The following is a 25,776-nucleotide window of genomic DNA, read 5'->3' as shown; positions in this document are numbered from 1 at the left end:
ATCTATAACAGCCTCACGACATGGCAGTCTGGCGAAGGCATGCGGCAGGTCGCCATAGCGCCTGGTCCAGTCGAGACCGGCGCGTGTGATCAGCCGCACCTCGCCCTCAGCCAGATGCGCCATCGTGCGATAGCCGTCGAACTTGATTTCGTGCAGCCACTCCTCCCGGGTGTCCACTCCATCCGGCGGCTTTGCGACGGTCGTCGCCAGTTGCGGTTCGATGCGGGCGGGCACCGGCGCCTTGACGGCGCCCGGCAAAGCGCCGGGCTTCAGCACGACCGGTTTCGCAGGTTTGGGGACTGGCTTCGGCGCTTCGACCAGTTCCTCGATGCGCCGTCCCGATTTGACGCTTTCCGGCCGCTCGGCAAGGATGTCGAGCGCTGTATCGGCGGCGAGATCGCGCTCCTTGAACAGCAGCCAGTTTTTCTTCTCGTCGTCGCCGGGCTTGGCCTTTAGCCTGGTCAGCATCCAGCCGCCATTCAGTTTCTCGCCGGCGAGACGGAACTTGAAGGAACCGGTGCGCAGGCTCTTTTCGACATCGTCCATCGGCGCCCAGACGCCTGTGTCCCAGACGATCATCGGCCCGCCGCCATATTCGCCCTCGGGAATGACGCCTTCGAAGTCGATATATTCAAGCGGATGGTCCTCGGTCTCGACCGCCAACCGCTTGTCGGCGGGATTGAGCGACGGGCCGCGAGGCACCGCCCAGCTCTTCAGCACACCGCCGACCTGCAGACGTAAATCATAATGGTCTGATGTGGCATGGTGTTTGTGCACGACGAAGCGATTGCCTTCTCCGGCAACCAGCCCGCCGACGGGTTCCGGCGTCTTGCTGAATTCGCGCTTGGCGCGATAGGCCTTGAGTTTCGGCGTCATTTCCGCATGCCAGGCCGGATGCGGCGGCTGCGCAAAAACAAGGACTTGACCCGCATCGCTTGAATCATTTTGCCAGCATGCGGCAGGCCGATGTCGTGCCTCGCACAGCTCAATCGTCGGTGGCCGGCGTTAGTTCGAGCTCGGCCGGTGACAGACCCTGCTGGAGCTGGCTCAGCCGGAATTCGTCGACCCAGTAGGCCTCGCCGTCGACGAGGACACGCGCTTTGTAGGCGCCGGCGGAAAAGCTCTGTGCGGTGATATAGACCTTGTGGCGGTCGAGCGCCTTGCGCACCGCGGCACGCTTGGAATTCTGGCTGGTGACGGAACTGGCCATGGACTCGCTCATACACACGCCGCCGCAGGAGAAGGCGGCTCGCATAAGGATGGCCGAGACCGGGTGTCGTGTCAATTTGGGGTTTGATCGCCTCGCGTTCAGGCTATCCTTCCCAGCAGCCGGCGCGTCAGCTTTCGAATGCGCCGTCGTCGAAGTCCGGCACCTCGCGCTCAGCGCCGGTGCCGGTCGCCTGACACTCACCGCGGCGATCGGGTTTCGTCATCGCCTGGTCGGCCGAAGGCCGGAACTGGACGGAATTCGCCGCGGCAAGATTCGCGCGGCTTTATCCTGGCTTCCTTGTCTGCATGACGGCCAGCTTCGTCGTGCAGACGTTGGCGGCCAATCCGACCCTTCCATATGACCCAAGCACGTGGGCCGCCAATCTCTTTATCGCCGCCCCGGCCTTCAACAGACCTTTCGTGGACGGTGTCTACTGGTCGATCGTACTTGAGATCGTCTTCTATGGCTGGGTCGCGATCGCTCTGTTCTTCGGCGTCTTCTCGCGATGGAAGCTGCAGCTCGTGGCGGCATGGCTGCTGATGTCCGTCCTCAACGAGTCGGTCGTCCACAGCACAGCCCTGCAGATGGTGTTAATCACGCAATACGCGCCGTATTTCGCCGGCGGCATCATCGCCCAGCACATTGTCGCCAAGGGTTCGTCCACCGAGGCGCTGCTGCTGCTCGCCGCGGCGTTCCTGCTGTCATGCAAGGAAGTGACCGCCGGCGCCGACTGGATGCAGGCTCATTTCGGATTTTCGCCGCCGCTTTCAAATCTGCTTGCCGCAAATGTCATCGTCTATGCCCTGTTCGGCGGAGCTCTCCTGTTGCGTCGCCGCATCGCACCGACGCCATTGGTGCTTGTGCTGGGCGGGCTCAATCCACTCTACCTTCTGCATCAGAAAATCGGCACGCTCTGGCTCAACGCGCTGTCGCCGGCGGTCGGCCGGTGGGTCGCCCTCGCAATTGTGCTGACGGCATTGCTGTCGGCCTCGTTCGTGATTTCATTCTTTATCGAAAAGCCAATACGCAAGCCTTTGATATCGTTGCTGCTGCCCCGGTTGAACATGATGGCAAGCAAACTCAGGGTGGATCGGCCGGCATAGATCGGGCGAGCCGCACCGATTCCTGCATTCGCTCCTGCGCTGCATCAACTTGCAGGCTGACGTCGATTGTCTCGTTTTCAAGCGCTTCCTTGAATTCGAAGGCGGCGGGTCGTCAGCCGACGTAGGTCCGCGCCGTACGATCCTGAGACAGCGTGGACGTGACCCGGAAGATTTGCAGCAACTGGCCTTCGAAGAGGGGGAGGAACGGGTCATCTTCCTCTGACGCTCACGTGATCGTGCGCCCGGCCCACAGTCCGAGCGACTGTGGAAATTGAGCGGGAGCTCTATATGGTCCTGACGCAATAGTCCTGACGTACACGAAAGTCCTGACGTACACGAACCCTGACACTATCCGGAGATCTCATCCATGACCTTGAGCACACACAAGCTCGGCAGCCAGGGGCTGCAGGTATCGGTGATCGGCCTCGGCTGCATGGGCATGAGCCAGTCCTACGGCCCGGCCGACGAGGCGGAATCGATCGCCACCCTGCACCGCGCCATCGAACTCGGCTGCACCTTCCTCGATACGGCGGAAGTCTATGGCCCGCACACCAATGAGGAACTGCTCGGCCGCGCGCTGAAGGGCCGGCGCGACGAGGTGACGATCGCCACCAAATTCGGCTTCCGTATCGAAAACGGCAAGCAGATCGGCACCGACCGCGACAGCCGGCCGGAGCATATCCGCGAGGCGGTGGACGGCTCGCTCCGCCGGCTCGCAACCGACCATATCGACCTGCTCTATCAGCACCGCGTCGACCCAGCAGTGCCGATCGAGGATGTGGCGGGTGCTGTCGGCAAACTAATCAACGAAGGCAAGGTGCGCTTCTTCGGCCTGTCGGAAGCGGGTGCGGCCAACATCCGCCGCGCGCACGCCGTGCTTCCGGTATCAGCGGTGCAGAGCGAATATTCGCTGTGGGAACGCAACCTCGAACCGGAGATTATCCCCCTGCTGAGCGAACTCGGCATCGGCCTGGTGCCGTTCGCGCCGCTTGGCCGCGGCTTCCTCACCGGCGACGTCAAGCGCGCTGAGGATTATCCGGAAGGCGATTACCGCCGCGGCGACCCGCGCTACCAGGGCGCCAACTACGAAGCCAATGTGCAGGCGGCCGGAGTTGTCCGCGAAATCGCCACGGCCAAGGGCGTCAAGCCGGGCCAGATCGCCCTGGCCTGGCTGCTGCACAAGGGCAGCGATTTCGGGCTGGACATCGTGCCGATCCCCGGCACCAAGCGCAGAAAATACCTCGAGGAGAACGTCGCCGCTGCTTCCCTCCAGCTTGACATCGTCGCAATGCAGGCGCTCGACGACGCGCTGGCGCCGGGCAAGGTCTCGGGTGAGCGCTACAACGAACGCGTGATGGTCACGATCGATCGTTGATCTTCCCTTCTCCCCCTCCTGTAGGAGAAGGTGGCCGAGCGAAGCTCGGTCGGATGAGGGATGCTGGACGGATCGCCAATTGGAGACCTAATCGCCTAAAATTCTTCGATATTTTCACGCCGCGTTCCCAACACCCCTCATCCGGCTTGGCGCTGCGCGCCGATCGACCTTCCAGCACCCAGTTCTTGCGCAAACCTCCGGCCTTGGCTAGCATCCGCCCGCCGGCGCCGAGCGGAGGAGAACGTCGCGGTGGACCGGCTGGAGCGCCGTTGCGTCCCCTTGGGCGCTCAAAGGACACTCCATTTCTAGATCGACGCATGAACCTGCCGGAGACCCATTCCGGTTTTCGAGGTCGTGCGCGCATGTGGAGGAGACTAAATTGATGAACAGACGTGAGTTCCTGCTGTCGTCCGTGGCGATGGGCACATTGGCGCTGGCCGCGCCGCACCTGGCTTTCGCCCAGGACAAGCTGACTATCCTAGGGTCGGTGCCGAGCCTCGGCTTTCCGTTCTTCGTTCACATGCTGAACCAGATCAAGGCGGAGGCGCAGGCGCAGGGCGTCAACCTGACCGAGAGCGACGGCCAGAATTCGGCGCCCAAGCAGACCGCCGATATCGAGGCCGCACTTGTGCAGAAGGTCGACGCCATCGTCATCTCGCCGCTCGACGTCAACGCGCTGGCGCCGGCCATAGAGCAGGCGGTCCAGGCCGGCATTCCGGTCGTCACCATCGACCGCCGCGTCGACGGCGTCGAAGGCATCCTCGCCCATGTCGGCGCCGACAATGTCAAGGGTGGCGAGGCCGAAGCGCAGGCCATGGTGGCGGCGTTCCCGAACGGCGCCAAGATCTTCCATTTGCAGGGCCAGCCAGGTGCTGGGCCCGCGATCGACCGCAACAAGGGCGTGCACAATGTTCTCGATCCGCTGAAGGACAAGTTCCAGATCGTCTTCGAGCAGACCGCCAACTTCGCCCGCGCCGAGGCGCTGTCCGTCACCGAGGCCGGCCTTGCCGCCAACGGCAGGCCCGATGCGATCATCTGTGCCAATGACGACATGGCGCTTGGCGCGGTCGAAGCCTGCGCGGCGCGCAATTTCACCGACGTCAAGATCTACGGCTTCGATGCGCTTCCCGAAGCGCTGGTCGCCGTGCGCGACGGCAAGCTGGCCGGCACCGTCGAACAGTTCCCCGGCGAGCAGTCGCGCACCGCGGTGCAGATCGCCGTCGCCTATGCCAGGGACAAGACCGAGCCGAAGGAAAAGCTCGTCCTGCTGACGCCGATCGTCATCGGCAAGGACAATCTTGACAAGGCTGAAAGGCTGGGTGAGACGAAGTAGGGAGACGCCGAGGGCGCGCATAGCGGCAAAAGTAGCGTTCTGCCGCGCCCCCTCTGCCCTGCCGGGCATCTCCCCCACTTGGGGGGAGATTGGCAGCTTCGACGCCGGCTTTCCCTCTGCAACGTTGGTGATTGGCAAAACCAGTGATGAAGGCGCAATCTCCCCCTTGTGGGGGAGATGCCAAGTGGTGGCAAAGAGGGCAGGACAGAGGGGGGCGCTGTCCCGCCAACCTTGTGTAGCAATCGGAACGATCGATCTCATCTTTCAGGGAGGATTTTTTGTCTCCAGCCGAAGCCGCAGCGCCGTCGCCATCGCCCCCGCTCCTCGCCGTCGAGGGCGTGACCAAGCGCTTTGCCGGCGTCACCGCGCTCAGCGACGTCTCGCTCGAGGTTCGGCCCGGCGAAATCCTCGGCCTGCTCGGCGAGAACGGCGCCGGCAAGTCGACGCTGCTCAAAATCCTGTCCGGCGTGATGCCGCCTTCCAGCGGCCGCATCATCTTCGACGGCGTCGAATTCAATCCGCACAATCCGCAGGATGCCAAGCGCCTCGGCATCGTCACCATCTACCAGGAACTGAGCCTGATCCCGACGCTCACCGTGGCGGAGAACATCTTCATCGGCCGCGCGCCGCTCGGGCCGCTCGGCCTGGTCAGCTGGCGGAAGATGGAGGAGGACTCCCGCACGATCATCGCCCGCGTCGGCCTGAATATCGATCCGGCGACACCGGTGTCGGCACTGTCGGTGGCCGAGCAGCAGCTGGTCGAGATCGCCCGCGCGCTGTCGCTGAAGAGCCGCCTCATCATCATGGACGAGCCGACCTCGGCGCTAACCGAAACCGAAGTGCAGAAGCTGATGTCGATCATGGGCCGGCTGCGCAAGGACGGCGTCGCCATCATGTTCGTCACCCACCGGCTGGAAGAGGCCTCTGCCATCTGCGACCGCATGACGGTGCTGCGCGACGGCAGGCTGGCCGGCCATCTCGACCGCGACGGCGGGCCGATCAAACTGCCGAAAATCATCGAGAAGATGGTCGGCCGCGCTGCATCCGAGCTTTACGCCAGACCGACGCTGCGTGACGTCGCCGGCGACGTCAGGCTCTCCGTGCGCGGCCTGCGCACAGTGCGCGATCCGCAGGCGCCGCACGCCATCGTGCTCGAAGGCGTCGACCTCGATCTCAAGGCAGGCGAGATTCTCGGGGTCGCCGGCCTCGTCGGCTCCGGTCGCACTGAGCTCGCCCGTGCCATCTTCGGCGCCGACCGCATCGCCGCCGGCACCATCACGCTCGACGGCAAGCCGATCGCACCTGAAACACCCGCCGACGCCATCGCGCTCGGCATTGGCCTGGTGCCGGAAGACCGCAAGCATCAGGCGATCTTCGCCACCCTCGGCATCCTGACCAATTTTTCTATCGCCGCGCTCGGCCGCTACTCCAACACGGCCGGCTTCATGGCCGAGAGGCGCGAACGCGAGGCGCTGGCAAGCTTCAGAAAGACGCTGTCGATCCGCATGGCCTCGCCCGAGCAGCCCATAGAGGGGCTGTCCGGCGGCAATCAGCAGAAGGTCATCCTCGCCCGCTGGCTGGCGCGCGACCCCAAGGTGCTGATCGTGGATGAACCAACGCGAGGCGTCGATGTCGGCGCCAAGGCCGAGGTGCACCAGATCCTGGTGCAGCTCGCCGCGCGCGGCATCGCCATCATGATGATTTCGTCCGAACTGCCCGAGGTGCTTGCCGTGTCGGACAGGATCGTCGCCATGCGGCGCGGACGCATCACCGGCGAGATGCCCGGCATCGAGGCGACAGAGGAAAAACTGATGGAACTGATGGCGCTCGACCAAACGCAGGAAGCGACGCAATGACCAGCACGACCGAACCGAGCCAGCGCGGCGGCATCAACGTCGCGCGGCTGCTGATGAGCTTTGGCCCGCTGATGTTCCTGGCGCTGCTGATCGTCGTTTTTACCGTCCTGAAGCCGAGCTTCATCGACCCCATCAACATCTTCAACATCATGCGGCAGATCTCGATCACCGGCCTGATCGCGCTCGGCATGACCTTCGTCATCCTCACCGCCGGCATCGACCTGTCGGTCGGTTCGCTGCTGGCCTTTTGCGGCATGGTCGCGGCGGTGGTGGCCAAGGGCGGCACCGCCAACACGCTGTCGCTGTCGACGTCCGGCACGCAAGGCTATGGCTGGTTCGCAGCCCTCCTGGCTGCCGTCGTCGTCGGCGCCATGGCCGGCGGCGTCCAGGGCTTTGCCATCACCAGGCTGAAGGTGCCGCCTTTCGTCGTCACGCTCGGCGGTCTCACCGTCTTTCGCGGCCTGACGCTGACGATCTCCAATGGCGGCCCGATCTCCGGCTTCGATGCCTCGATGCGCTGGTTCGGCACCGGCCTGATCGGCCCGGTCCCAGTGCCGGCGATCATCTTCGCCGCGGCGGCGATCCTCTGCCACATCGTCTTGCGCTACACGCGCTACGGCCGCGCCGTCTACGCCGTCGGCGGCAATGCCGAAGCGGCACGGCTGTCCGGCCTGCGCGTCGACCGCATTTTGATCTCGGTCTATGTCATCGTCGGCTTCTTCGCCGGCCTTGCCGCCTTCGTGCTGTCGGCGAGGCTCAATTCCTCGGAAGCCGTCGCCGGCATCGGCTACGAGCTGACGGTGATCTCGGCGGTCGTCATCGGCGGCACCTCGCTATTCGGCGGCATTGGCTCGGTCGGCGGCACGGTGGTGGGTGCAGCACTGATCGGCGTGCTGCAGAACGGGCTGCAGTTCAACAACGTCTCGTCCTACACGCAAAGCATCGTCATCGGCCTGATCCTGATCCTCGCCGTGGCCTTCGACCGCTGGCTGAAATCGCGGGTAAGGCGGTGAGGATTGAGGATCCGGCGCAAAGCGATCTTACCTTCCCCCCTGTTGTGGGGGAAGGAAAAGGCGCGTTCACGCTGATGCGTTCACACGCTGCGAACGCGTCCAATCGGCGACTGTTCCGCCCGCAACCGTAGAGCTCGTCTGCGGCGCGAGAAGATCGTTGCGGCGGGCAAACGCCACGAAGGTTGCCCGCGCCGTCTCGGCGTCGATCTCTCCCTCCATCGCGGCCCGGCAGGCTTTGGCGGCGATGTCATGCGCGGCCGTCCGGCTCGCCGACGGCCAGTCGGACAGCAGCGCATAGGCCTCAGCCGCGCTTTCTATCTTGGTCGGGTTGCCGAGGCCGGTGAGGATGGTGACCGGCTTTGCGAAAGAAGAACGATCCATGACACTCTCCTTTGGAAGCTCAACTAGCTCCTTTCGGGACTCAACTGTCCGGCCGCTGCGATCCTCAAGAACGGCCTGCGCGATGACAGCGCCGATCTGCGAATGCAACGCGGCCGGCTGCGGCGGCATGCTCGGCCGGGGCAGCAGCCGGTGCACCTTGGCGAGCGTCTCCAGCCAGGCCATTACGACAAGGGGCGGATGTTCACGCCCGTAGAGCCAGGCCTTTGCCTTAGCGACCGGATAGCCCGCCTCTTCGGCGAAATCGGTTTCCGACCACCTCAGCAGGCGCAGGCACTCACGCATCCGCTCCGCAATCATTTACGCTCCTCCTTGTCGGCTCCCAACCGCTGGGCCGACAGGAACATCAGCGTGTAGGCTGCCTTGCGGCGATCCCAGCCGGCCGACTCGACCGCGTCCAGCAATCCGTCGACAAGCGGCGCCAGCACCGTTTTGCACTCCGTTTCATAGTTGAAATCGGTCTTGGAAAGAGTCGGCGCCGCGATCTTTCCAAAACTGTTCATCATGTCCATGGCAACACCTGCTTATGAGCCGGGCAAGGCCGTGCCCGACTTCGCGTCGGCGGACACGGCCGTTTGTCCTTAGAAGCCTGGCGTCAGAAGTCCATGCCGCCGCCGCCGGGCATCGCCGGAGCGGCCGCTTCCTTCTTCGGCTTCTCGGCCACCATCGCCTCGGTGGTCACCAGCAGGCCGGCAACAGAGGCGGCACCCTGCAGCGCGGTGCGCACGACCTTGGCCGGATCGATGACGCCCTGTCCGTACAGGTCGCCGAACTCGTCGGTCTGCGCGTTCCAGCCATAGCCGAAGTCGGTTGTCTCGCGCAGCTTGCCGACGATGATCGAACCCTCCGCACCGGCGTTCTCGGCGATCTGGCGCACCGGCGCTTCGATGGCGCGACGCACGATATCGACACCGGTCTTCTGGTCGGGATTGTCAACGGCGACGTTATCGAGCGCCTTCGCCGCCCTGAGCAGCGCCACGCCGCCGCCGGGCAGGATACCCTCCTCGACCGCCGCGCGAGTGGCGTGCATGGCGTCGTCGACGCGATCCTTGCGCTCCTTGACCTCGATCTCGGTCGAGCCGCCGACGCGGATGACGGCGACACCGCCGGCGAGCTTGGCCAGCCGCTCCTGCAGCTTCTCGCGGTCGTAGTCGGAGGTGGTTTCCTCGATTTGCGCCTTGATCTGGTTGATGCGCGCCTGGATTTCATCCTTGCGGCCCGCACCGTCGACGATGGTGGTATTCTCCTTCTCGATCAGCACCTTCTTGGCGCGGCCGAGCATCTCCAATGTGACGTTCTCAAGCTTGATGCCGAGGTCTTCCGAGATCGCCGTGCCGCCGGTCAGGATGGCAATGTCTTCCAGCATAGCCTTGCGGCGGTCACCAAAGCCCGGCGCCTTGACGGCTGCAACCTTCAGGCCGCCGCGCAGCTTGTTGACGACCAGCGTCGCCAGCGCCTCCCCTTCGACGTCCTCGGCGATGATCAGCAGCGGCTTGCCGGATTGCACGGCGGCTTCGAGTACGGGAAGCATAGCCTGCAGATTGGACAGCTTCTTCTCGTGGATCAGCACATACGGTTCTTCGAGCTCGACGCGCATCTTGTCCTGGTTGGTGATGAAATAGGGGCTGAGATAGCCGCGGTCGAACTGCATGCCTTCGACCACTTCCAACTCAGTTTCGGCGGTCTTGGCTTCCTCGACGGTGATGACGCCCTCATTGCCGACCTTTTCCATCGCCTCGGCGAGGAAGCGGCCGATCTCGGCATCGCCGTTGGCCGAGATGGCGCCGACCTGGGCGATTTCGTCGTTCCTGGTCACCTTGCGGGCATTGGACTTTAGGTCGGCGACGATGGCGTCGACCGCCTTGTCGATGCCGCGCTTCAGGTCCATCGGGTTCATGCCGGCGGCGACCGCCTTGGCCCCTTCCCTGACGATGGCCTGAGCAAGAATTGTCGCGGTCGTGGTGCCATCGCCGGCGGTGTCGCTGGTCTTCGAGGCGACCTCGCGCACCATCTGCGCGCCCATGTTCTCGAACTTGTCCTCAAGCTCGATTTCCTTGGCGACGGTCACGCCGTCCTTGGTGATGCGGGGAGCGCCGAACGACTTGTCGAAGACGACGTTGCGGCCCTTAGGACCGAGCGTCACCTTCACCGCATTGGCGAGGATATCGACCCCGCGCAGCATCTTTTCGCGGGCTTCGGTATGGAATTTCACTTCCTTGGCAGCCATTGGATAACTCCTTCAAACAGGCAGCTTTTCGTTGACTGGTTGCTCGTCCAGGCCCGCTCAGGCGGCCTTCTGCATCTTGTCGGTGGCTTCGATTACGCCCAACACGTCGCTTTCTTTCATGATGAGCAGGTCCTCGCCATTGAGCTTGATCTCAGTGCCCGACCATTTGCCGAACAGGATACGGTCGCCGACCTTGACGTCGAGCGGCTGCAACTGCCCGCTATCGTCGCGCGCGCCGGGACCGGCGGCGATGACCTCGCCTTCCTGCGGCTTCTCCTTGGCAGTGTCGGGAATGATGATGCCGCCCGCGGTCTTCTCGTCGACCTCGATGCGGCGGACCAGGATACGGTCATGCAATGGACGGAACGCCATGTCGTTCTCCTCATAGGACAAACAGATTTTCTTGGACCTCCCTTCGCAGCCGACCGGTACACCGGCCGATACGACGGTGCGCGACTCCTGTTCAGGCAGCGCGCATATCGAGTTAGTCTGCCGATCCACGCATTCAAGAGGATGCCGAAAAAATTTTAGCACTCGCCGTGGTCAAGTGCCAACGCACTGTAATATTAACGCTATTCCAGGACTTGAAACGACGGACGCAGCTTGGAATCGCGGCGCAACCTTCCGACTTCGTCGTCGATCCCGGCACCGCCTGCCGGCGGCCGGAACCGATGAGGAAGCGGAAGCGTTTTTCCATGCGCAGGATGGACGCCTGAACGTTCGAAAGGAGATGGCATGGTCAGCAATGAATTCCAGGTCAGCACCGCGTTCCGGCTCCAGATACAGGGTTTTGGCCTGACGACGGCCGAGATCCATTATCGTCTTCCCGATTATCGGAACCTGCTGCAGCTCTTCATCTGGCAGGAATACGACATCGCCCCGGATTTCCCGACGCTGAAGCATTTCCTCGAATATTGGGAACGCGAGATCGAAGGCCCGCTGCATTCCGTGCGCGTCGCCCACCACCGTCTGATCCAGCCCTCCGAATGGCGGGCGGTGGGCGGCGTTATTACGCTGCAGTGAGACAGGCGCCGCTCGGAGCACGGCCGTTCAGGTGGATTTACGTCCCTTTACAAGCAGTCCGGCCGTGCGAGCCGCCTTGATGAAGGCGCTGCGGGCCTCGCGGGCGGTGCGCCAACCGTCGAGCGCGTCGCGGCAGGCTCGATAGGCTGCGCGCCAGCTCCGGCCGCGCGCCCGGTCCGGCCACTGCTGCATACATTCGATGGCTTCCCAGCTGCTGGCGACCTTGCGCTCTCCGACGGATTGGAGCTTGAGCGTGATCGGCTCGGAAAATGGGACGTCCTTCATCACTTCCTCCTTCTTTCTGTTTTTAGAGCAAGTAACATCCTCGATTAAGCAGGAGGGCGGCCCGATCGGCGCCGGCAAACGAGATGGTTCGTCTGCCTGCGCGCTTCAACACCTCCTGCCCAAACCCTGTCTCCCGCCCAGACGCAGCGGCCGGCTATATGTCGTCGTCCGGCGGCTCGAGAAGCCCGATCAGCGTCGCCACCCTAGCCGACGGCAAGGGGCGGCCCTCGTTCACCAGCGCCTCATCGGCGCCGACCCACGCAAAGGCCTCCCGCAACTCCTCGATCGTCGCGCCGGTCGAGGCAATGTCGGCAATAACGGCGTCGTCCACCGGGCCCAGCACCGAAATGATCTCGTCGCGTGTCATGGTCATGATATCCTCCATGCGGCGGGCCGGCGCGACCCTCAAATGACGGTTGAAACGGCATTCCCAGCTACAATCTGACAACAAAAATTCTGGCAGCGGGACAGAATCTGGGTCTTGATTTCGGGCTGGCAATAACCAAATCGACATTGCCGGTTGCCGAATGGGGCCGGCAGAACCCAGGGAGCGCCAAGCTCTTTGGCGACCCTCGTACTATGTTGCTCAATGGAGGATGTAGCTATGAGAACCGCATTCGATTTTTCCCCGCTATATCGGTCGAGCATCGGTTTCGACCGCATTTTCAACCTGCTGGAAAACGCGCCTCAGGCAGCGGAAAACTGGCCGCCTTATGACATCGAGCGAAGCGACGAGAACACCTATCGCGTGACGATTGCCGTCGCCGGCTTTTCCGAAGACGATCTCGACATCAGCCACGAGCCCAACCTTCTGATCGTCTCGGGCGAGCGCAAGGAACAGGGCACGGTGGAATATCTACATCGCGGCCTTCCGGTGCGGCCGTTCACACGGCGCTTTGAGCTTGCCGATCACATGACGGTCACCGGCGCCTCGCTCAACAACGGCCTGCTGACGATCGACCTTGTGCGCGAAGTGCCCGAGGAGATGAAGCCGCGTCGCATTGCAATCGCCAAGCAAGACGGCGCGCCGAAGGCCGGGCAGGTCGAGAAGCCGAAGCAGGCCGCCTGAGCGAGGGCGAGCTCTGGCGCCTTTGGCACAACCAGTCGAGAAAGGAGAACGTCAATGGCTATTCGTGATCTCATTCCGTGGGGCCGGGAGAACAGTCCGGTTCCCAGCTTCTATCGTGACGATGACCGGGACCCGTTCATGGCGTTGCATCGTGAGATGAACCGCATGATCGATGACGCGTTCCGCGGTTTCGAAACGCGCATGCCGTCGCTCAGCGGATTTTCGTCGGCGCGCGCCAGCTGGCCGAGTGTTGAAATCTCAGACAGCGAGAAGGAGATCCGCGTGACCGCCGAAATCCCCGGCATGGACGAGAAGGACGTCGAGGTGCTGCTCGATGACGGCGTGCTGACGCTGCGCGGCGAGAAGCGCTCCGAGACCGAGGACAAGGACAGGCACTTCTCCGAGCGGTTCTACGGCCGCTTCGAGCGCCGCATCCCGCTCGGCTACGAGGTCGAGGAGGACAAGGTGAATGCCGCCTTCCACAACGGCGTGCTCAGCGTGACGCTTCCCAAGACCCAGCGCGCGCAGACGAAGGCCAAGCGCATCGCCATCAGTGGCAGCAAAGTCAGTTCTGGCGGAAGCAAGCACTAAATCATCGGCAGCCGGACGCGCACGCGCCCGGCTGCGCCGGACACCTTAGAACGACAGCCCTGCCAGCATCAACTTCCTGCAGCGGGCTTTGCCTTGACGTTCTTCAGCGCGGTCAAGAGATGGTCCTGCATCGTCGCCTGAAGGTTTGTGGTGGCGGTGCGCACCGCTGCCATCGCGTCCTTCACCGCCGCTTCGTCGAAGCGCGAAGCCTGCTGCGCCGCCGCCAGATTGGCCCGCGCAATGCGCAGCTCGCGCAGTGCCGCCAAGGTGCGCGGACGATTTGCGAGGCGGGATGCTGCGAAATTCCTTCCCCACCTCGGGCGAAAACCGTGTTGCTGTCCGGGCCGGTGAAACTGCGAGCCGAGCGGCCACGAAGCGACCGAGACGCAGGAAGCCCCCTACGCGCGCCGGCGAAAAATTCACACCGGCAGCCGGTTTCGGTGTCTTATCTAGTCAAGCAAACTCACTATTTGCAGGATCAGGACCAACAGCACAAAGCCAAGGACACACGCAAAGACTGCGACCAAAACGACGGTGCGTTGCTGTCTGCCCACGGCTTTCTCCCTGAAAGCGCACCCATCCACCAATACGAACGTTTGTCTCAAAAGTTTGCTTGAGGCCCGGCGGAGAGGGAGCAAACATGACTCAGGCAAAAGGATCTCCTGACAAGGTGTTCGTTTACGAGGCCGGTCACATCATTCATCCGGACGATGCATGGATATTAGAAAGTTCTAATAATTACTCCCGAGCGGCGGAACCTCCGGGTTCCTGCTGCGGATCGGGCTGCAACCCGATCGGGCCCGCGCTCTCCGCCAGAGGCGCGGGCTTCATTTGTTCAGCCGATGCGCCGGGCGGCGCGTAGGCCGCATATTGAATATCTACGGGAGCATTAGTAGCAGAAGTTGCTACCGTGGCGTTCCTGGCATCCAGGCAACGGAGCCCGTCATCCGAAAGGGTGGCGGGCTTTCGTTTCGATTATCGAACTGCTGAAGCACGTCTAAAGAACCGGGCCTAACTCCATCACCACGAAAGCGGTGACACCCAGCACGACGAGTGCATAGGCCGCATAGAGAACAAGCAGCAAAACTTCAAGGTCGCGGAAAGAGGTCGTGGTAGCCCTGATCTGTTGAGGCTCTGTTTTCTCGATAAGGTCGGCTTGGGGTGGCTCTGCTGTCGCGACGACATAGACAATCCGGTCGTGCTCGGCTGCCTGCAATATCCGTTCCGCGATATCGAGAGCGATCACTGGATCATCGGTCAGCTGATCTCCAGCTATTCGGTATTCAGTAACGGTCTGGACCTCGCGTTTCCCCATGCACGATAATAGCGTCATTTAAATTAGGTTCCACTAAAGTGCAGCCGTTTGCGGCCGGCCCGGTCGGCGTGTGACCAGGCGTGAACAATCCTGGGCCGCAATACCCTGCCCCGCGTCCTCCAATTAAACGGCGCGGGCCTTTCTATCGCCTATCACGGGCGCCATTGCTGGCAAGTCGCGATGCTAAAGCCGCATATAGACCCCGAACCGGGAGCCATTCCGCGCGTGGGCAACGCATCTGGCACGTGCCGCTGGATGACGACGAACGGCTTTCGATACCTTCTTGCTGGTGGTGCACCGAACTAACCTTGTTGCCGTAAGTGGCTCGCCAGTCCGATGCTAACAAAGCATCATCCCCAATGAGCGCCCCGCCCGACTATGCCGAGCTGCCATCCTGAGGGCGTCGGTCCGCAGTGCTGGTCGCCCTATAGCTGAGATGGGCGCCCCCTTCTCAGCGCCCCCTTCTCAGGGCCTTGTCTCAGATCGCCTCGCACTTCCGTTTCCGGCGTGGCGACCAGCAAGGCCGCGGCGGCGTTGGCGGCGGCGATGGCGACCTCGACCTGATGCCCGCGGGCAAGGCCTGCCGCGAACGCGCCGACGAACTCGTCGCCGGCGCCATGGGTGCTGGCGACCTTCACCGGGATCGCCGCCAGCGCGAACGCCTGGCCGTCGCGGTCGCAATAGGCAACGCCCTCGCCGCCGGCCGTGACGATCGCGGCCGGGTAGAAATCGACCAGCATGCGTGCCGCCTCGGCAGCCCCCTCGAGCGTGTCGACGACCGGAATGCCGGCCAGAAATTCCGCCTCGATGGCGTTAACGATAACGATATCGGTGAGTGCGATCAGGTCGCCGGTCAGCTTTCGCGCGGGCGCGGCGTTGAGCACGATCCGACCACCGTGTCTCCTCACCGCCCGCGCTGCGGCAATGTTGGCGGCTTCAGGCAGTTCTGCAGCAACAGCACCGCCGTGTGCGCAACCATCTCGGTCGCGGCGGCGATGTCCTTCTCGCCCAAGGTGAGATTGCTGCCTGAGACGATCACAGCGCCATAGTCGCCGCCGTCGTCGAAGATCGCCACGCTCATGCCGGAGCCGGCGCCAGGCGCGACCCGCACGAAGCGGCTGTCGACGCCTTTGCGTTCGAGATTGCCGAGAAGCACGCGGCCGAAATCGTCATCGCCAACGGCGCCGATCATCGCCGAGCGCACGCCGGCCCGCGCGGCCGACACCGCCTGATTGCCGCCCTTGCCGCCACATTTCGGCTGCCAGGCATGGCCGGTCACAGTTTCGCCTTTGCGCGGGCGGTCGGGCGTTTCGACCATGATGTCGTAATGCAGGCTGCCGAACACGGTGACCAGGGGCGGGGAAGCCGTCATGTGCCCCTGTCCCGGCGTTTCGACGTCACCGCCGACATGTACGGCCGAGATTGCGCTCCGCCGCCTGGTAGTCGCGCTGCGCCACCGCGACGAACAGCGCGTCGAGTGTCCACGCAGCTTTAAGCTGAGTTGTTACCGCTTTCGCGAAAACGGTAACAACGCACGTGCAGCGGATTCAGGCGCTCTATTCCGAGCTTGCACAGCGGTCGCTTGTTACCTCGGCCAGCGCTGCTGATCGTAACCATGTACAACCGCTCGCCGCCCTTGCGTCTTGCGCGCCAATTGACCATCCTCGCAGACGTTAGTTGCACCGCGGCCGGGGGGTTCGCACATGCCGACGCTTTATGCGCTCAAACCGGCCTTCCAGGCGAAGCTGCGGCCGCTCGCCGACCGGCTGGCCGGGGCCGGCGTCACCGCCAACCAGATCACGCTACTGGCTGCCGCCCTGTCGGTCGCCACCGGCATTCTGGTCGCGGCCCTTGCCGGCCATCGCGCGATCTTCATCCTGATGCCGGTGGTGCTGTTTGCGCGCATGGCACTCAACGCCATCGACGGCATGCTCGCGCGGGAACATGGTCAGGCCTCGAAGCTTGGCATGTACCTCAACGAACTCTGCGACGTCGTCTCAGACCTCGCGCTGATCCTGGCCTTTGCCGCTCTCTTCTCCGCGTGGGGCGTCGTCGCCTTTGCCATCACGGCAGTGCTTGTGGAATTCGCCGGTGTGCTCGGCATCGCGGCGGGCACGGGGCGCAATTATGCCGGGCCGTTCGGCAAGAGCGATCGGGCGCTGGCGCTCGGCATCGTCGCCTTCCTCATCGCCTGCGGCCTATGGGTGGAAGCGATCACGCCGTTTGTGTTTCCGGCAATGGCTACACTCTCGCTGGTGACCGCCATCAACCGGATACGCAGCGGCCTTAACCGGAGCGGTGGCTGAAATTCCGGTCGCATCCGGCAGGGGAACAACATGCTTCATGAACCAACGATTGCCGCTTCCGCAAGTGAGCAGCGGGTGGCGCAGGAACGCACCTTCCGCACGCATGACGGCACCGAGATCTTCTACCGCTACTGGCCGGCGGTCGGGCGACCTGCCAAGGGCGCGGTCCTGCTGTTCCACCGCGGCCACGAGCATGGCGGCCGCATGGCGCATCTGGTCGACGAACTCGACATGCCCGACCATGCCTTTTATGCCTGGGACGCGCGCGGCAATGGCCGCTCGGCCGGCGAACGCGGCTATGCGCCGTCCTTTGCCGCGCTGGTGCGCGACATCGATTGTTTCGTGCGCGAGATCGGCAGAGACGGGTTCGGCCAGCGCGAAATCGCGCTGATCGCCCAATCGTTCGGCGCGGTGCTCGCCGCCGCCTGGGTGCATGATTATGCACCGCAGATTCGCGCTGTGGTGCTGGCCTCGCCGGCCTTTTCGGTCAAGCTCTACCTGCCTTTCGCCAAGCAAGGCATTGCGCTGTGGCAGAAGATCAAGGGCCGCTTCTTCGTCAATTCCTACGTCAAGGCCAAGTTCCTGACGCATGACCCCGAGCGCATCGTCTCCTTCGAGGCCGATCCGCTGATCACGCGGCCGATCGCGTCCAACATCCTGGTCGAGCTCTACGATCACGCCGCGCGTATCGTCGCCGACGCCCGCGCCATCACCGTGCCGACGCAATTGCTCATCTCCGGCAGCGACTGGGTGGTGCGGCATGGACCTCAGCACGAGTTCTTCGTCAATCTCGCCAGCCCGGCCAAGGAGCGGCATGTGCTGCCCGACTTCTTCCACGACACGCTCGGCGAACGCGAACGCCGCAAGGCACTCGATCTGATCAAGCCGTTCCTCGAAAGACAGTTCGCGAGCCCGGAGAAGCCGGTCGACCTGACCGCGGCCGACCGCGCCAGCTTCACACGCGACGAGGCCGACCGGCTCGCCTCGCCGCTCGCCCTGCTGTCGCCGAGGGGCCTCTACTGGGCAATGAGCCGCGCCTCGATCCGCATGGGCGCCTGGCTGTCGTCAGGCATGAAGACGGGAATTGCCACCGGCTTCGATTCCGGCTCGACTCTCGACTATGTCTACGAGAACGAGGCGCGGGGCCACGGTCCGCTCGGCCGCATGATCGACCGCACCTTTCTCGACGCCATCGGCTGGCGCGGCATCCGCCACCGCAAGCTGCACCTGGAAGAGCTGATCGGCAGCGCCACGCGGACGCTGAAGGCCGGCCGGCCGGTCCATATCGTCGATATCGCCGCCGGCCACGGCCGCTACGTGCTCGACGCCGTCGCCAAATGCACTGAGCCGCCGGCCAGCGTGCGGCTGCAGGATTTTTCCGACCTCAATGTTTCGCTCGGCCGCAAGCTGATCGCCGAGCGGCACCTGCCGACCAGCGTCTCGTTCCACCAGGCCGACGCATTCGACGCCCAAATGCTGGCCGGGCTCGATCCGGCGCCGGACCTGGCCATCGTCTCCGGGCTTTACGAATTGTTTGCCGACAACGCCATGGTCGCCCGCTCGCTCGGCGGGCTGGCCAAGGCGATGCAGCCCGGCAGCCTGCTTCTCTACACCAACCAGCCCTGGCATCCGCAGCTCGAAATGATCGCGCGCAGTCTGACCTCGCATCGCGGCGGCCAGGCCTGGGTGATGCGCCGGCGCACGCAAGGCGAGATGGACCAGCTGGTGGCGGCGGCCGGCTTCGAAAAGCTCGACCAGCGCATCGACCAGTGGGGCATCTTCACCGTCTCGATCGCGCGGCGCGTCTGAGCATGGTCTTGCCAGTCCTTGGTCCCGCCGTTGCCGCGGCCCCTGCCCTTTCTGCCTCCGCGCGCGAGCCGTACGCCTTAATCGTGCTGCGCGCTGCGTTGTGGCTGGCGTTTCTGGCGCCGTTCTTCTACGTGACCTACGGCTTCGCCAACTGGCTGGCGTCGCAGCGCGACGATGTCGGCAGCATCGTCTTTGCCTGGGAGCGCGGCATCCCGTTCATCGCCTGGACGATCGTGCCCTATTGGTCGATCAACCTGTTCTACGGCCTGTCGCTGCTGTTGAACGATACCAAGCGCGGCGTCGACCGGCTCGCCGGCCGTTACCTCACGGCGCAGATCGTCGCCGTCGCCTGTTTCATCCTGTTCCCGCTGACGGCGACCTTCATGCGGCCGCAGACATCAGGCCTGCCGGGGTTCATGTTCGCGGTGCTCGGCGGCTTCGACAAGCCGTTCAACCAGGCGCCGTCGCTGCACATCGCGCTGCTTGTCATCATCTGGGATCATTGGCGCTGTCGGCTCAAAGGCCTGGCCGCCATCGTCTGGCACGTCTGGTGTTTCCTGATCGGCGCCTCGGTGCTGACGACATGGCAGCACCATGTCATCGATATCCCAACCGGCGCTTTGCTCGGCTTCTTCGCCCTGTGGCTGTTCCCGCGCGACGGCGAATTGCCGTTCGCCGGCTTCCGGCTGACCGCCGATCCCAAGGCACGGCGGCTGGCGCTGTTCTACGCGCTCGTCGCAGCCCTGGCACTGGCCGGCGCCGTTGCCGGCGCCTTCGTCTCGGCGCTGTGGTTCATCCTGCTGTGGCCGGCGCTGGCGCTGGCCATCGTCGCCTTCGCCTATGTCGGAGCCGGCGCCAAAGTGTTCCAGAAAACGGCCGATGGCAGCGTCTCGCTGGCCAGCCGTGTTGTGCTGCTGCCTTACCGGCTTGGCGCCAGGATCAATGTGTGGGCGTGGACGCGCAAGCTGCCGCCGCATGTCGCGATCGCCGACGGCGTCTTTCTCGGCCGCTTTCCCACCGCCGCCGAGGCCGACGCTTTCGGCACGGTAATCGACCTTGCCGGCGAGTTGGAAAGCCCGCGCGGCGTCACCTGCCGCTGGACGGCTGTCGCCATGGTCGATCTTTTGCCGCCCTCGCAAGCGGCGCAAACGCAAGCGGTGGCGGCGATCGAGGCGGCCCGCGGCCACGGCACCGTGCTGGTCTGCTGCGCGCTCGGCTTCCAGCGCAGCGCCGCCATCGTCGCCAACTGGCTGGTTGCCAGCGGTCGCTCGCCAACGCCGGCGCAGGCGCATAAGCGGCTAACGGCATCGGGCCGTCCGGTGCATCTTCGGATCGCGGCGGACGAGCCGACATGAGTGCCCATCGAGACAAAGCCGAGGCCTTCGCCGCCAGCCTGATGACGCAGGCGGTGTGGCCGCTGCTGCTGGTGCTGGCCGCGTTGGTGGCCGCGCCGTTCATTGCCGTGGCAGCGCAGCCGCAGACGACGACGCTGGCGTCGGCGGCCTGGCTGGTGGCGGCAGCGAGCGGCATGGTCACCCTCGCCGTCTCGGCCCTGCTTGTCTTCGACGCGCTGCTGTTCTGGCTGATGGCGAGCCACATCAGCGAAGCCGCCGGCGGTGCCTCGGTCGACGACGTGCTGGCGCGCATGCGCGTCAAACCGGCCGCTGCCGGCATCCGCTCGCTCGACCGGCGCATCGCGGGCACGCAGCGCCTGCTGATGAAGCAGCGCATCGCACTCGGCCTGTTCGTGGCGGCATCCGCTGTCGCCTTGTCTTTCTGAGCCGGACGATGAGCAAGCTTGGCACAAGGACTTTCACCCTGCTGCAGACCGTGACCTCGGTCGGCCTATCGGCGCTGGCCTGGGCGGTGACCGGGGTGCGGCCGATCTGGAACGGCAGCAAGCCGTCGGACCGGCAGCGCATCTACTTCGCCAACCATGCCAGCCACGGCGATTTCATCCTGCTGTCTGCCTGCCTCAGCGAGAAGGAGCGCGCCCGCACCCATGCCGTCGCTGCCGCCGACTATTGGGGAAAATCACGGCTGCGCCGGTTCATCGCGCAGGACATGCTCTCCTCGGTGCTCATCCACCGGCAGTGGATCGATGAGGCTCAGAATCCGATCTCGATTATGCTGTCGGTGCTCGACGAGGGCCATTCGCTGATCATCTTCCCCGAAGGCACGCGCAACATGACAGACGAGCCACTGCTGCCGTTCCGCTCCGGCCTCTATAATCTCTCGATGGCGCGGCCCGACGTCGAACTCATCCCGTGCTGGATCGAGAACATGTCGCGGGTGCTGCCCAAGGGCCAATTCGTGCCGGTGCCGCTGCTCTGCCGCGTGGTCTTCGGCGCGCCGATCGCCATTGCGCCCGGCGAGGAACGCCGGGCCTTTCTCGACCGCGCCCGCAAGGCGCTGCTTGCGCTCAATCCCCGCCCGCTAAGAGACGACTAGAACAACATGCCAATGCACGAGACCCTCATTCTGGTTGTCGGCCTCTCTGCGGTGCTGACCACAGCAAGCCTGGTTGCCGGCATCCTGTCGTGGCGCGCGCCGAAGCCGCTGTCCTCGACGCTGGTCAACCTCAACCAGCGCATCAACGCCTGGTGGGTTATGGTCGTGGCGATCACCGTCGCCTTCTTCTTCGGCCGCTCCGGCATGACCATCCTGTTCGCGCTGATCTCGTTTGCGGCCTTGCGTGAATTCGTGACGCTGACGCACAGCCGCCGCAGCGACCATTGGGTGCTGCTCGGCATGTTCGGCATCATCATCCCGTTCCAGTACTGGCTGGTGTGGACCGCGTGGTACGGCCTCTTCACCATCTTCATCCCGGTCTACTGTTTCCTGCTGATGCCGGCGATCACCGCGCTTCATGGCGACACCGAGCGCTTTCTCGAGCGCGTCTCGGCGCAGCAATGGGCCGTCATGATCTCGGTCTACTGCGTCAGCCACGTGCCGGCGCTGCTGACGCTCGAGGTGCCCGGTTTCGAGGGCCGCAATTTGTTGCTGATCGCATTCCTGATCATCACCGTGCAAGGCAGCGACGTGCTGCAATACATCTTCGGCAAGCTGTTCGGCAGGCACTTGATGTCGCCGAAGGTTTCGCCGTCGAAGACCTGGGAAGGGCTGGTCGGCGGGCTGGCGACGTCGAGCCTGCTTGGCGCGCTGCTGTCGTTCCTGACACCGTTTTCGCCGCTCCAGGCGGCGGGGGTCGCCTTCATCGCCTGCTTGATGGGGTTCCTCGGCGGACTGGTCGCCTCCGCCATCAAGCGCGATCAGGGGGTGAAGGACTGGGGCCATCTGATCGAGGGCCATGGCGGCATGATGGACCGCGCCGACAGCCTGGTTTTCGCTGCCCCGGTTTTCTTCCACACCGTGCGCTATTTCTGGGCGTGACAGCGAACTACAGCCTTATTTTGCAGCCGCAAGCGGCGCTTTCTTGACAGCCAGCGGCGAATGCGGCGCCTGCCAGCGACCTTGAGCGCAACCTGCGGATCCCCACGCTACCCCTTCGAGTCTTGCCGCAGGTCGTGAGAGGTATTTCCCGTGGCTCTGCTTGGACCAACGGGACCGCGGATGAAATAGTTATGGCGCAGCCAGAACGCCTCGGCGGATGGCAAGGGCGACATCGGCGGAGAACGGCGGCACATCAAGCTTCAGCCAGCCGTCCGAATTCGCTTGCCAATCCGCCGTTTGCCTGCCGGCAGTGGTATCCCAGGCAATGACGCGATAGGTGCCGCGAGCCAACCCGGGCAGCTCCAAGGCGACCGGAACCGGCGCAGCGCCGGCGCGAAGCATACCGTTCCCCCCGATCGTGTCGCGGCGAACCAGCCAGACCACTGCCTGGGAATCGTCACCGCAGGCAACAGCCGCGGCGTCGGGACCGGAAACCCGCATCTTGTTGCCGAGATGGGCACGCCGGAACGAAACCCAGTCGATCAGAGGGAGGAAATCGGCCAGCGAACGCTGCGCACGCCGCATGCCGGGGGTGAGCACGTGCGGGGTGCGGTTTGGCCACCGCATGCCGCCACCCGCGCCCCCCGCGGCCAGGTGAGCCCATTGCAAATGGCGGAAATATTCATCATCGAAAGGTTCCGGAAGCGTGATTTTCTTGTCCTTGAATGAGTGGATCGGGCCGTGCTCGGAATCGAGAAAAGGGCGGCCGTCACGGATTTCGCCGAGCGCCTCTCCGACGATCCGCGCCATGCCGAGCGCCGGCGCCACCGTGTCACTGGGGTCATCGATCGTGCCCTCCTCGTAGAGATGGAGGGAGGCGAAGTCGAGGTCTGGGTGGCGGAAGATCGGCCCGGGCAGCGGCATGTGGGGCCGCCAGCGAAGCTCAGGTCCGAACAGCGAGACGGTCTGCGGGTGAGAGCGGCCGTAAAGTGACGTTTCCAGCCGGCGCACAAAATCGCTGAGATCATGGATAAAGGCGCCGAAGCCATCCGCGCTGCCCTGAGCCTGCTCGGGATGGATCTCGTTCCAGAGGTCCCATGCGAAGAAGGCTCCGCTGCCGCTCCATCTGCGAACCACAAATTCCAGCCTTGCCTTGATCGCGCGGCGCGTCTCGACGCAGATCAGGAATCGCGACGGGTGGTCCAGCACGCCTCCGTTATTGCGGTTGTAGGGGTGGTGGCGCCAGTGCAGCCACTGCCAGAACGTATCAAAGGGGGTGAGCAGGATTCTTAAGCCCTGTTTTTCGCAAAGACGAAAGAGGTCGTCCCACAATTGCACCATTGCCGGCACGAAGCGGCCCTGCGGCTTCTCGAAGTAGCGGTGGCGAACCTGGGCATATTCCAGCATCAGCCTGAGGCAGGTGACGCCGCTTTCCTTCAGCCGACGGAGATGATTTTCCACGCCGGCCATATCGGCGCGCCGGAACAGGCCATTGAGTTCGGGCCAGCTTACCGCATCATTGTGCCCGATCGGCGTCCATGCCTCGCCGTCCTCGGTTGCGAAATAGGAACCGGCTAACTTGATCCAAGGCAGGCCGGCAGCCGATCTCGGCGCAGTGTCTTCCACTTCCCCGACCAGCGGTATCGCCAATCTAATATCGTTCAAAGGCATGCCCCGAATTTCGTCCCCGGAGCGGTATAACTGCCGCGGTGGCAAAATGTTTCGCCGGGTTGGCAGGCCAACGGACTGTCATCTATTTGCAGTGCAAGAATGCCCTGCCCTAGTCGCAGGGAAGGAACATCTCCTTCTCCTAAGCGACGGCCTCGAAGGCCTGACGCACCTCCGGTGGGGCTACCCCGTCCCAAACCCATCTATGCAGGAACTGGATCGCTTTCTTCCACTCAGGCCCCTTCTTGGGCAGTCATGAGTTGATAAGGCTCCCTCGACGTGGTTGATCCCCAGGTAATCCAGGTCTCGGTCGATCCTGACGAAGAACCAGCCAGGACGCGATCATGGCGCGTAGTTTGCTGCGCCCTTGCGGCAGAGCCGGCCTAGCGATCACCGTTACGTTATGGACTATCGCTATGGACGATCGCAGGAACGCGAATGAAATAGTCATGACTCAGCCACGACGCCTCGGCCCCGCTCGTCCCTGTTAGGCGACTCGTGAAAGGACTTGCTGATCCAGGTCGCACCTAGCCAGTCCGAAACGCCAGCGATGGTTCGTTGCCTCACGTCTGCTCTGGTAAAACAAGGTCAGTTTCCCGCCCTCGATCATTACCGTCGAATGGCCGTTCTCCCCAGGCTCACCAGGATCCAGCACGGGGCCGACCGACACGTAGGGACCCTGGACGTCGTCGGCGATGGCGAAGAATACGCGCTGACGACTTCCGCGCGGACCCTCGGGAAGGAAGCAGGTGGCGTTGAGAAGCACGCGACCGTCGGGCAGTTCGACCAGTTGGGCGCCCTCGATCCCCCATTCGTAGTCCGGATGCTCGCGCGCATTGTGATGGGGAACGTCGAGATGGTCCAATATCTTGCCGAGACGTTTCCACGGCCCGAACCAGGAATCGGATTGGCTGCGCGCCAGATAGACGTCAGGCTGCGGCACCCTGGTGAATTTAGGCATGCCTGAATAGACGATGTAGCGCTTGCCGCCGATGATCGCCGGATGGGGATCATAGATCCCGTCCTCATCGGTGCCCGGCAGGGACAATATCGCCGGTTTCAGCACCACCCAGTTGAAGCCATCATTGGAAACCGCATGTTCACAACGTCCGCCCGACTTCATGAATTCGGTCTGGATAAACATATGGAAGACGCCGCATTCATGAATGACGCCGGGCGCCGCTATGCCCGATCCGGTTACCGGCAAGTCGAGCGCCTCATGCTCAGTCCACGGCCCATAAAGGTCCGGAGCCGTGGCATGTAGTATTTTCCAGCTCTCGGTCGTGACAGTGCCGCTGGAACCGAAGACGTGCCAAATCTCGCCGTCGAACACCGGACAAGGATCCTTCAGATCATCCACGGACTGCGGGTGAAACAACGGAAAGACGTTGGTTTCAAAGTTGAACTTCATTCCTTGCGGCTCTCTCACGGTGGCTGCCCTCTTCGGCCATCTGTGGCGACCAAAACGAATCATGCGCGGCTCATTAACTCTTATACCTGCGCTCATGAATGGTTGTTGAACGATTGAGCGGATTTCAGCCGTTCTGTGGCGATGCGCCACATTTGGCGAGATATGAAGCTGCAAGCGCCTCCGCCTTGGCCGAGGCGACATGTCCGTCGGGTGTTGGCACAGCGCCGCGTCTCTTCGAACAATTGCGCAAGTGGCCGGCTCGGCGGCTACAGCCAATTAAAATCCAGGGAACAACTTACTCAAATGAAAGTTAGATATAAGGATAAAGGATTTATCAGGATCGTGCTTCGATTAACATATGTTAATCTGGAGATTAACAAACTATAATTC

The 25,776-nt window shown here is 63.5% G+C and carries 26 protein-coding genes and 2 pseudogenes; 14 read left to right on the top strand and 14 right to left on the bottom strand.

Annotated features, from left to right (window positions below; genetic code table 11):
- On the bottom strand, positions 1-876 hold an 876-nt coding region (locus EOA85_RS04415), incomplete at its 3' end, for a DNA polymerase ligase N-terminal domain-containing protein (RefSeq protein ID WP_281033703.1).
- A 109-nt stretch (positions 877-985) separates the two neighbouring features.
- Complete coding sequence (locus EOA85_RS04410) at positions 986-1,210, bottom strand: hypothetical protein (protein WP_029351283.1); 225 nt, start codon at positions 1,208-1,210, stop codon at positions 986-988.
- 521 nt (positions 1,211-1,731) lie between these two features.
- Between EOA85_RS04410 and EOA85_RS04405 the strand changes: the two genes are divergently transcribed.
- From EOA85_RS04405 to EOA85_RS04385, 5 genes are all read left to right on the top strand, one after another.
- Positions 1,732-2,313 (top strand): hypothetical protein, encoded by a 582-nt coding sequence (locus EOA85_RS04405; protein ID WP_206523241.1) that lies wholly within the window; start codon positions 1,732-1,734, stop codon positions 2,311-2,313.
- A gap of 367 nt (positions 2,314-2,680) precedes the next feature.
- Positions 2,681-3,688 carry an aldo/keto reductase gene (locus EOA85_RS04400; protein ID WP_127208514.1) on the top strand — a complete coding sequence of 336 codons (1,008 nt, stop codon included), beginning with the start codon at positions 2,681-2,683 and terminating at the stop codon, positions 3,686-3,688.
- A 382-nt stretch (positions 3,689-4,070) separates the two neighbouring features.
- Positions 4,071-5,021: a substrate-binding domain-containing protein gene (locus EOA85_RS04395; protein WP_127208513.1), complete on the top strand. Its 951-nt coding sequence runs from the start codon at positions 4,071-4,073 to the stop codon at positions 5,019-5,021.
- Between the two features lie 278 nt (positions 5,022-5,299).
- Positions 5,300-6,877, top strand: a complete 1,578-nt coding sequence (locus EOA85_RS04390; protein WP_127208512.1) for a sugar ABC transporter ATP-binding protein — start codon at positions 5,300-5,302, stop codon at positions 6,875-6,877.
- The gene (locus EOA85_RS04385) at positions 6,874-7,890 is read left to right on the top strand and encodes an ABC transporter permease (protein WP_095520909.1); all 1,017 of its coding nucleotides are present in this window, start codon (positions 6,874-6,876) and stop codon (positions 7,888-7,890) included. Before EOA85_RS04390 ends, EOA85_RS04385 begins: the two co-directional genes overlap by 4 nt.
- Before the next feature lie 66 nt (positions 7,891-7,956).
- Here EOA85_RS04385 and EOA85_RS40060 read toward each other — a convergent pair whose 3' ends face one another.
- The 4 genes from EOA85_RS40060 to EOA85_RS04365 form a co-directional block, all read right to left on the bottom strand.
- Positions 7,957-8,589 (bottom strand): DUF982 domain-containing protein, encoded by a 633-nt coding sequence (locus EOA85_RS40060; protein ID WP_348627879.1) that lies wholly within the window; start codon positions 8,587-8,589, stop codon positions 7,957-7,959.
- Complete coding sequence (locus tag EOA85_RS04375; RefSeq protein WP_127208511.1) at positions 8,586-8,801, bottom strand: hypothetical protein; 216 nt, start codon at positions 8,799-8,801, stop codon at positions 8,586-8,588. Before EOA85_RS04375 ends, EOA85_RS40060 begins: the two co-directional genes overlap by 4 nt.
- An 83-nt stretch (positions 8,802-8,884) precedes the next feature.
- Positions 8,885-10,516 (bottom strand): chaperonin GroEL, encoded by a 1,632-nt coding sequence (groL, locus tag EOA85_RS04370; protein ID WP_095520911.1) that lies wholly within the window; start codon positions 10,514-10,516, stop codon positions 8,885-8,887.
- Between the two features lie 57 nt (positions 10,517-10,573).
- Positions 10,574-10,888 (bottom strand): co-chaperone GroES, encoded by a 315-nt coding sequence (locus EOA85_RS04365; protein WP_065009117.1) that lies wholly within the window; start codon positions 10,886-10,888, stop codon positions 10,574-10,576.
- A 363-nt stretch (positions 10,889-11,251) separates the two neighbouring features.
- On the opposite strand from EOA85_RS04365, the gene EOA85_RS04360 reads away from it, so the two are divergent.
- On the top strand, positions 11,252-11,539 hold the full coding sequence (locus tag EOA85_RS04360) for an usg protein (protein ID WP_127208510.1): 288 nt from the start codon (positions 11,252-11,254) through the stop codon (positions 11,537-11,539).
- Between the two features lie 27 nt (positions 11,540-11,566).
- Here the strand turns inward: EOA85_RS04360 and EOA85_RS04355 are convergent, their stop codons facing one another.
- Positions 11,567-11,824, bottom strand: a complete 258-nt coding sequence (locus EOA85_RS04355; RefSeq protein WP_127208509.1) for a DUF982 domain-containing protein — start codon at positions 11,822-11,824, stop codon at positions 11,567-11,569.
- A 154-nt stretch (positions 11,825-11,978) separates the two neighbouring features.
- Positions 11,979-12,191 (bottom strand): hypothetical protein, encoded by a 213-nt coding sequence (locus EOA85_RS04350; protein ID WP_065009118.1) that lies wholly within the window; start codon positions 12,189-12,191, stop codon positions 11,979-11,981.
- Positions 12,192-12,428: 237 nt separating this feature from the next.
- Here EOA85_RS04350 and EOA85_RS04345 point away from each other — a divergent pair, with 237 nt between their 5' ends.
- Both EOA85_RS04345 and EOA85_RS04340 read left to right on the top strand, forming a co-directional pair.
- A complete protein-coding gene (locus tag EOA85_RS04345; RefSeq protein ID WP_127208508.1) occupies positions 12,429-12,893 on the top strand; it encodes an Hsp20 family protein in 465 nt (154 codons plus the stop codon).
- Between the two features lie 54 nt (positions 12,894-12,947).
- Positions 12,948-13,484 carry an Hsp20/alpha crystallin family protein gene (locus EOA85_RS04340; protein ID WP_127208507.1) on the top strand — a complete coding sequence of 179 codons (537 nt, stop codon included), beginning with the start codon at positions 12,948-12,950 and terminating at the stop codon, positions 13,482-13,484.
- Between the two features lie 68 nt (positions 13,485-13,552).
- Here EOA85_RS04340 and EOA85_RS04335 read toward each other — a convergent pair whose 3' ends face one another.
- From EOA85_RS04335 to EOA85_RS38650, 4 genes and pseudogenes are all read right to left on the bottom strand, one after another.
- The gene (locus EOA85_RS04335; RefSeq protein ID WP_245485610.1) at positions 13,553-13,750 is read right to left on the bottom strand and encodes a periplasmic heavy metal sensor; all 198 of its coding nucleotides are present in this window, start codon (positions 13,748-13,750) and stop codon (positions 13,553-13,555) included.
- Positions 13,751-14,481: 731 nt separating this feature from the next.
- Positions 14,482-14,817, bottom strand: coding sequence for a hypothetical protein (locus tag EOA85_RS04330; protein WP_245485609.1), 336 nt, complete (start codon positions 14,815-14,817; stop codon positions 14,482-14,484).
- 407 nt (positions 14,818-15,224) lie between these two features.
- Positions 15,225-16,171: pseudogene (locus tag EOA85_RS04325) on the bottom strand (ribokinase).
- Positions 16,168-16,277: pseudogene (locus EOA85_RS38650) on the bottom strand (RpiR family transcriptional regulator); the annotation flags it as partial. The pseudogenes EOA85_RS04325 and EOA85_RS38650, both read right to left, overlap by 4 nt.
- A gap of 225 nt (positions 16,278-16,502) precedes the next feature.
- Here EOA85_RS38650 and EOA85_RS04315 point away from each other — a divergent pair.
- From EOA85_RS04315 to EOA85_RS04290, 6 genes are read left to right on the top strand one after another with little or no spacing between them, the layout of a single operon-like run.
- Positions 16,503-17,105 (top strand): CDP-alcohol phosphatidyltransferase family protein, encoded by a 603-nt coding sequence (locus tag EOA85_RS04315; RefSeq protein WP_127208505.1) that lies wholly within the window; start codon positions 16,503-16,505, stop codon positions 17,103-17,105.
- Positions 17,106-17,135: 30 nt separating this feature from the next.
- Positions 17,136-18,914, top strand: coding sequence for a bifunctional alpha/beta hydrolase/class I SAM-dependent methyltransferase (locus EOA85_RS04310; RefSeq protein WP_127208504.1), 1,779 nt, complete (start codon positions 17,136-17,138; stop codon positions 18,912-18,914).
- Between the two features lie 2 nt (positions 18,915-18,916).
- On the top strand, positions 18,917-20,269 hold the full coding sequence (locus tag EOA85_RS04305) for a phosphatase PAP2/dual specificity phosphatase family protein (RefSeq protein WP_127208503.1): 1,353 nt from the start codon (positions 18,917-18,919) through the stop codon (positions 20,267-20,269).
- Positions 20,266-20,694: a hypothetical protein gene (locus EOA85_RS04300; protein ID WP_127208502.1), complete on the top strand. Its 429-nt coding sequence runs from the start codon at positions 20,266-20,268 to the stop codon at positions 20,692-20,694. Before EOA85_RS04305 ends, EOA85_RS04300 begins: the two co-directional genes overlap by 4 nt.
- A gap of 8 nt (positions 20,695-20,702) precedes the next feature.
- The gene (locus EOA85_RS04295) at positions 20,703-21,365 is read left to right on the top strand and encodes a lysophospholipid acyltransferase family protein (RefSeq protein WP_127208501.1); all 663 of its coding nucleotides are present in this window, start codon (positions 20,703-20,705) and stop codon (positions 21,363-21,365) included.
- A gap of 12 nt (positions 21,366-21,377) precedes the next feature.
- A complete protein-coding gene (locus EOA85_RS04290; RefSeq protein WP_127208500.1) occupies positions 21,378-22,307 on the top strand; it encodes a phosphatidate cytidylyltransferase in 930 nt (309 codons plus the stop codon).
- A gap of 189 nt (positions 22,308-22,496) precedes the next feature.
- On the opposite strand, the gene EOA85_RS04285 is transcribed toward EOA85_RS04290, so the two are convergent.
- The gene (locus EOA85_RS04285; protein ID WP_206523240.1) at positions 22,497-23,978 is read right to left on the bottom strand and encodes a hypothetical protein; all 1,482 of its coding nucleotides are present in this window, start codon (positions 23,976-23,978) and stop codon (positions 22,497-22,499) included.
- Positions 23,979-24,462: 484 nt separating this feature from the next.
- Complete coding sequence (locus EOA85_RS04280) at positions 24,463-25,386, bottom strand: hypothetical protein (protein ID WP_065008657.1); 924 nt, start codon at positions 25,384-25,386, stop codon at positions 24,463-24,465.
- Between the last annotated feature and the right edge of the window lie 390 nt (positions 25,387-25,776).

The sequence above is a fragment of the Mesorhizobium sp. M5C.F.Ca.IN.020.29.1.1 genome (assembly GCF_003997375.1).
GTDB classification, from domain to species: domain Bacteria; phylum Pseudomonadota; class Alphaproteobacteria; order Rhizobiales; family Rhizobiaceae; genus Mesorhizobium; species Mesorhizobium wenxiniae.
The sequence above is the reverse complement of the archived record's forward strand: the minus strand, read 5'-3'. Positions and strand labels throughout refer to the sequence as shown.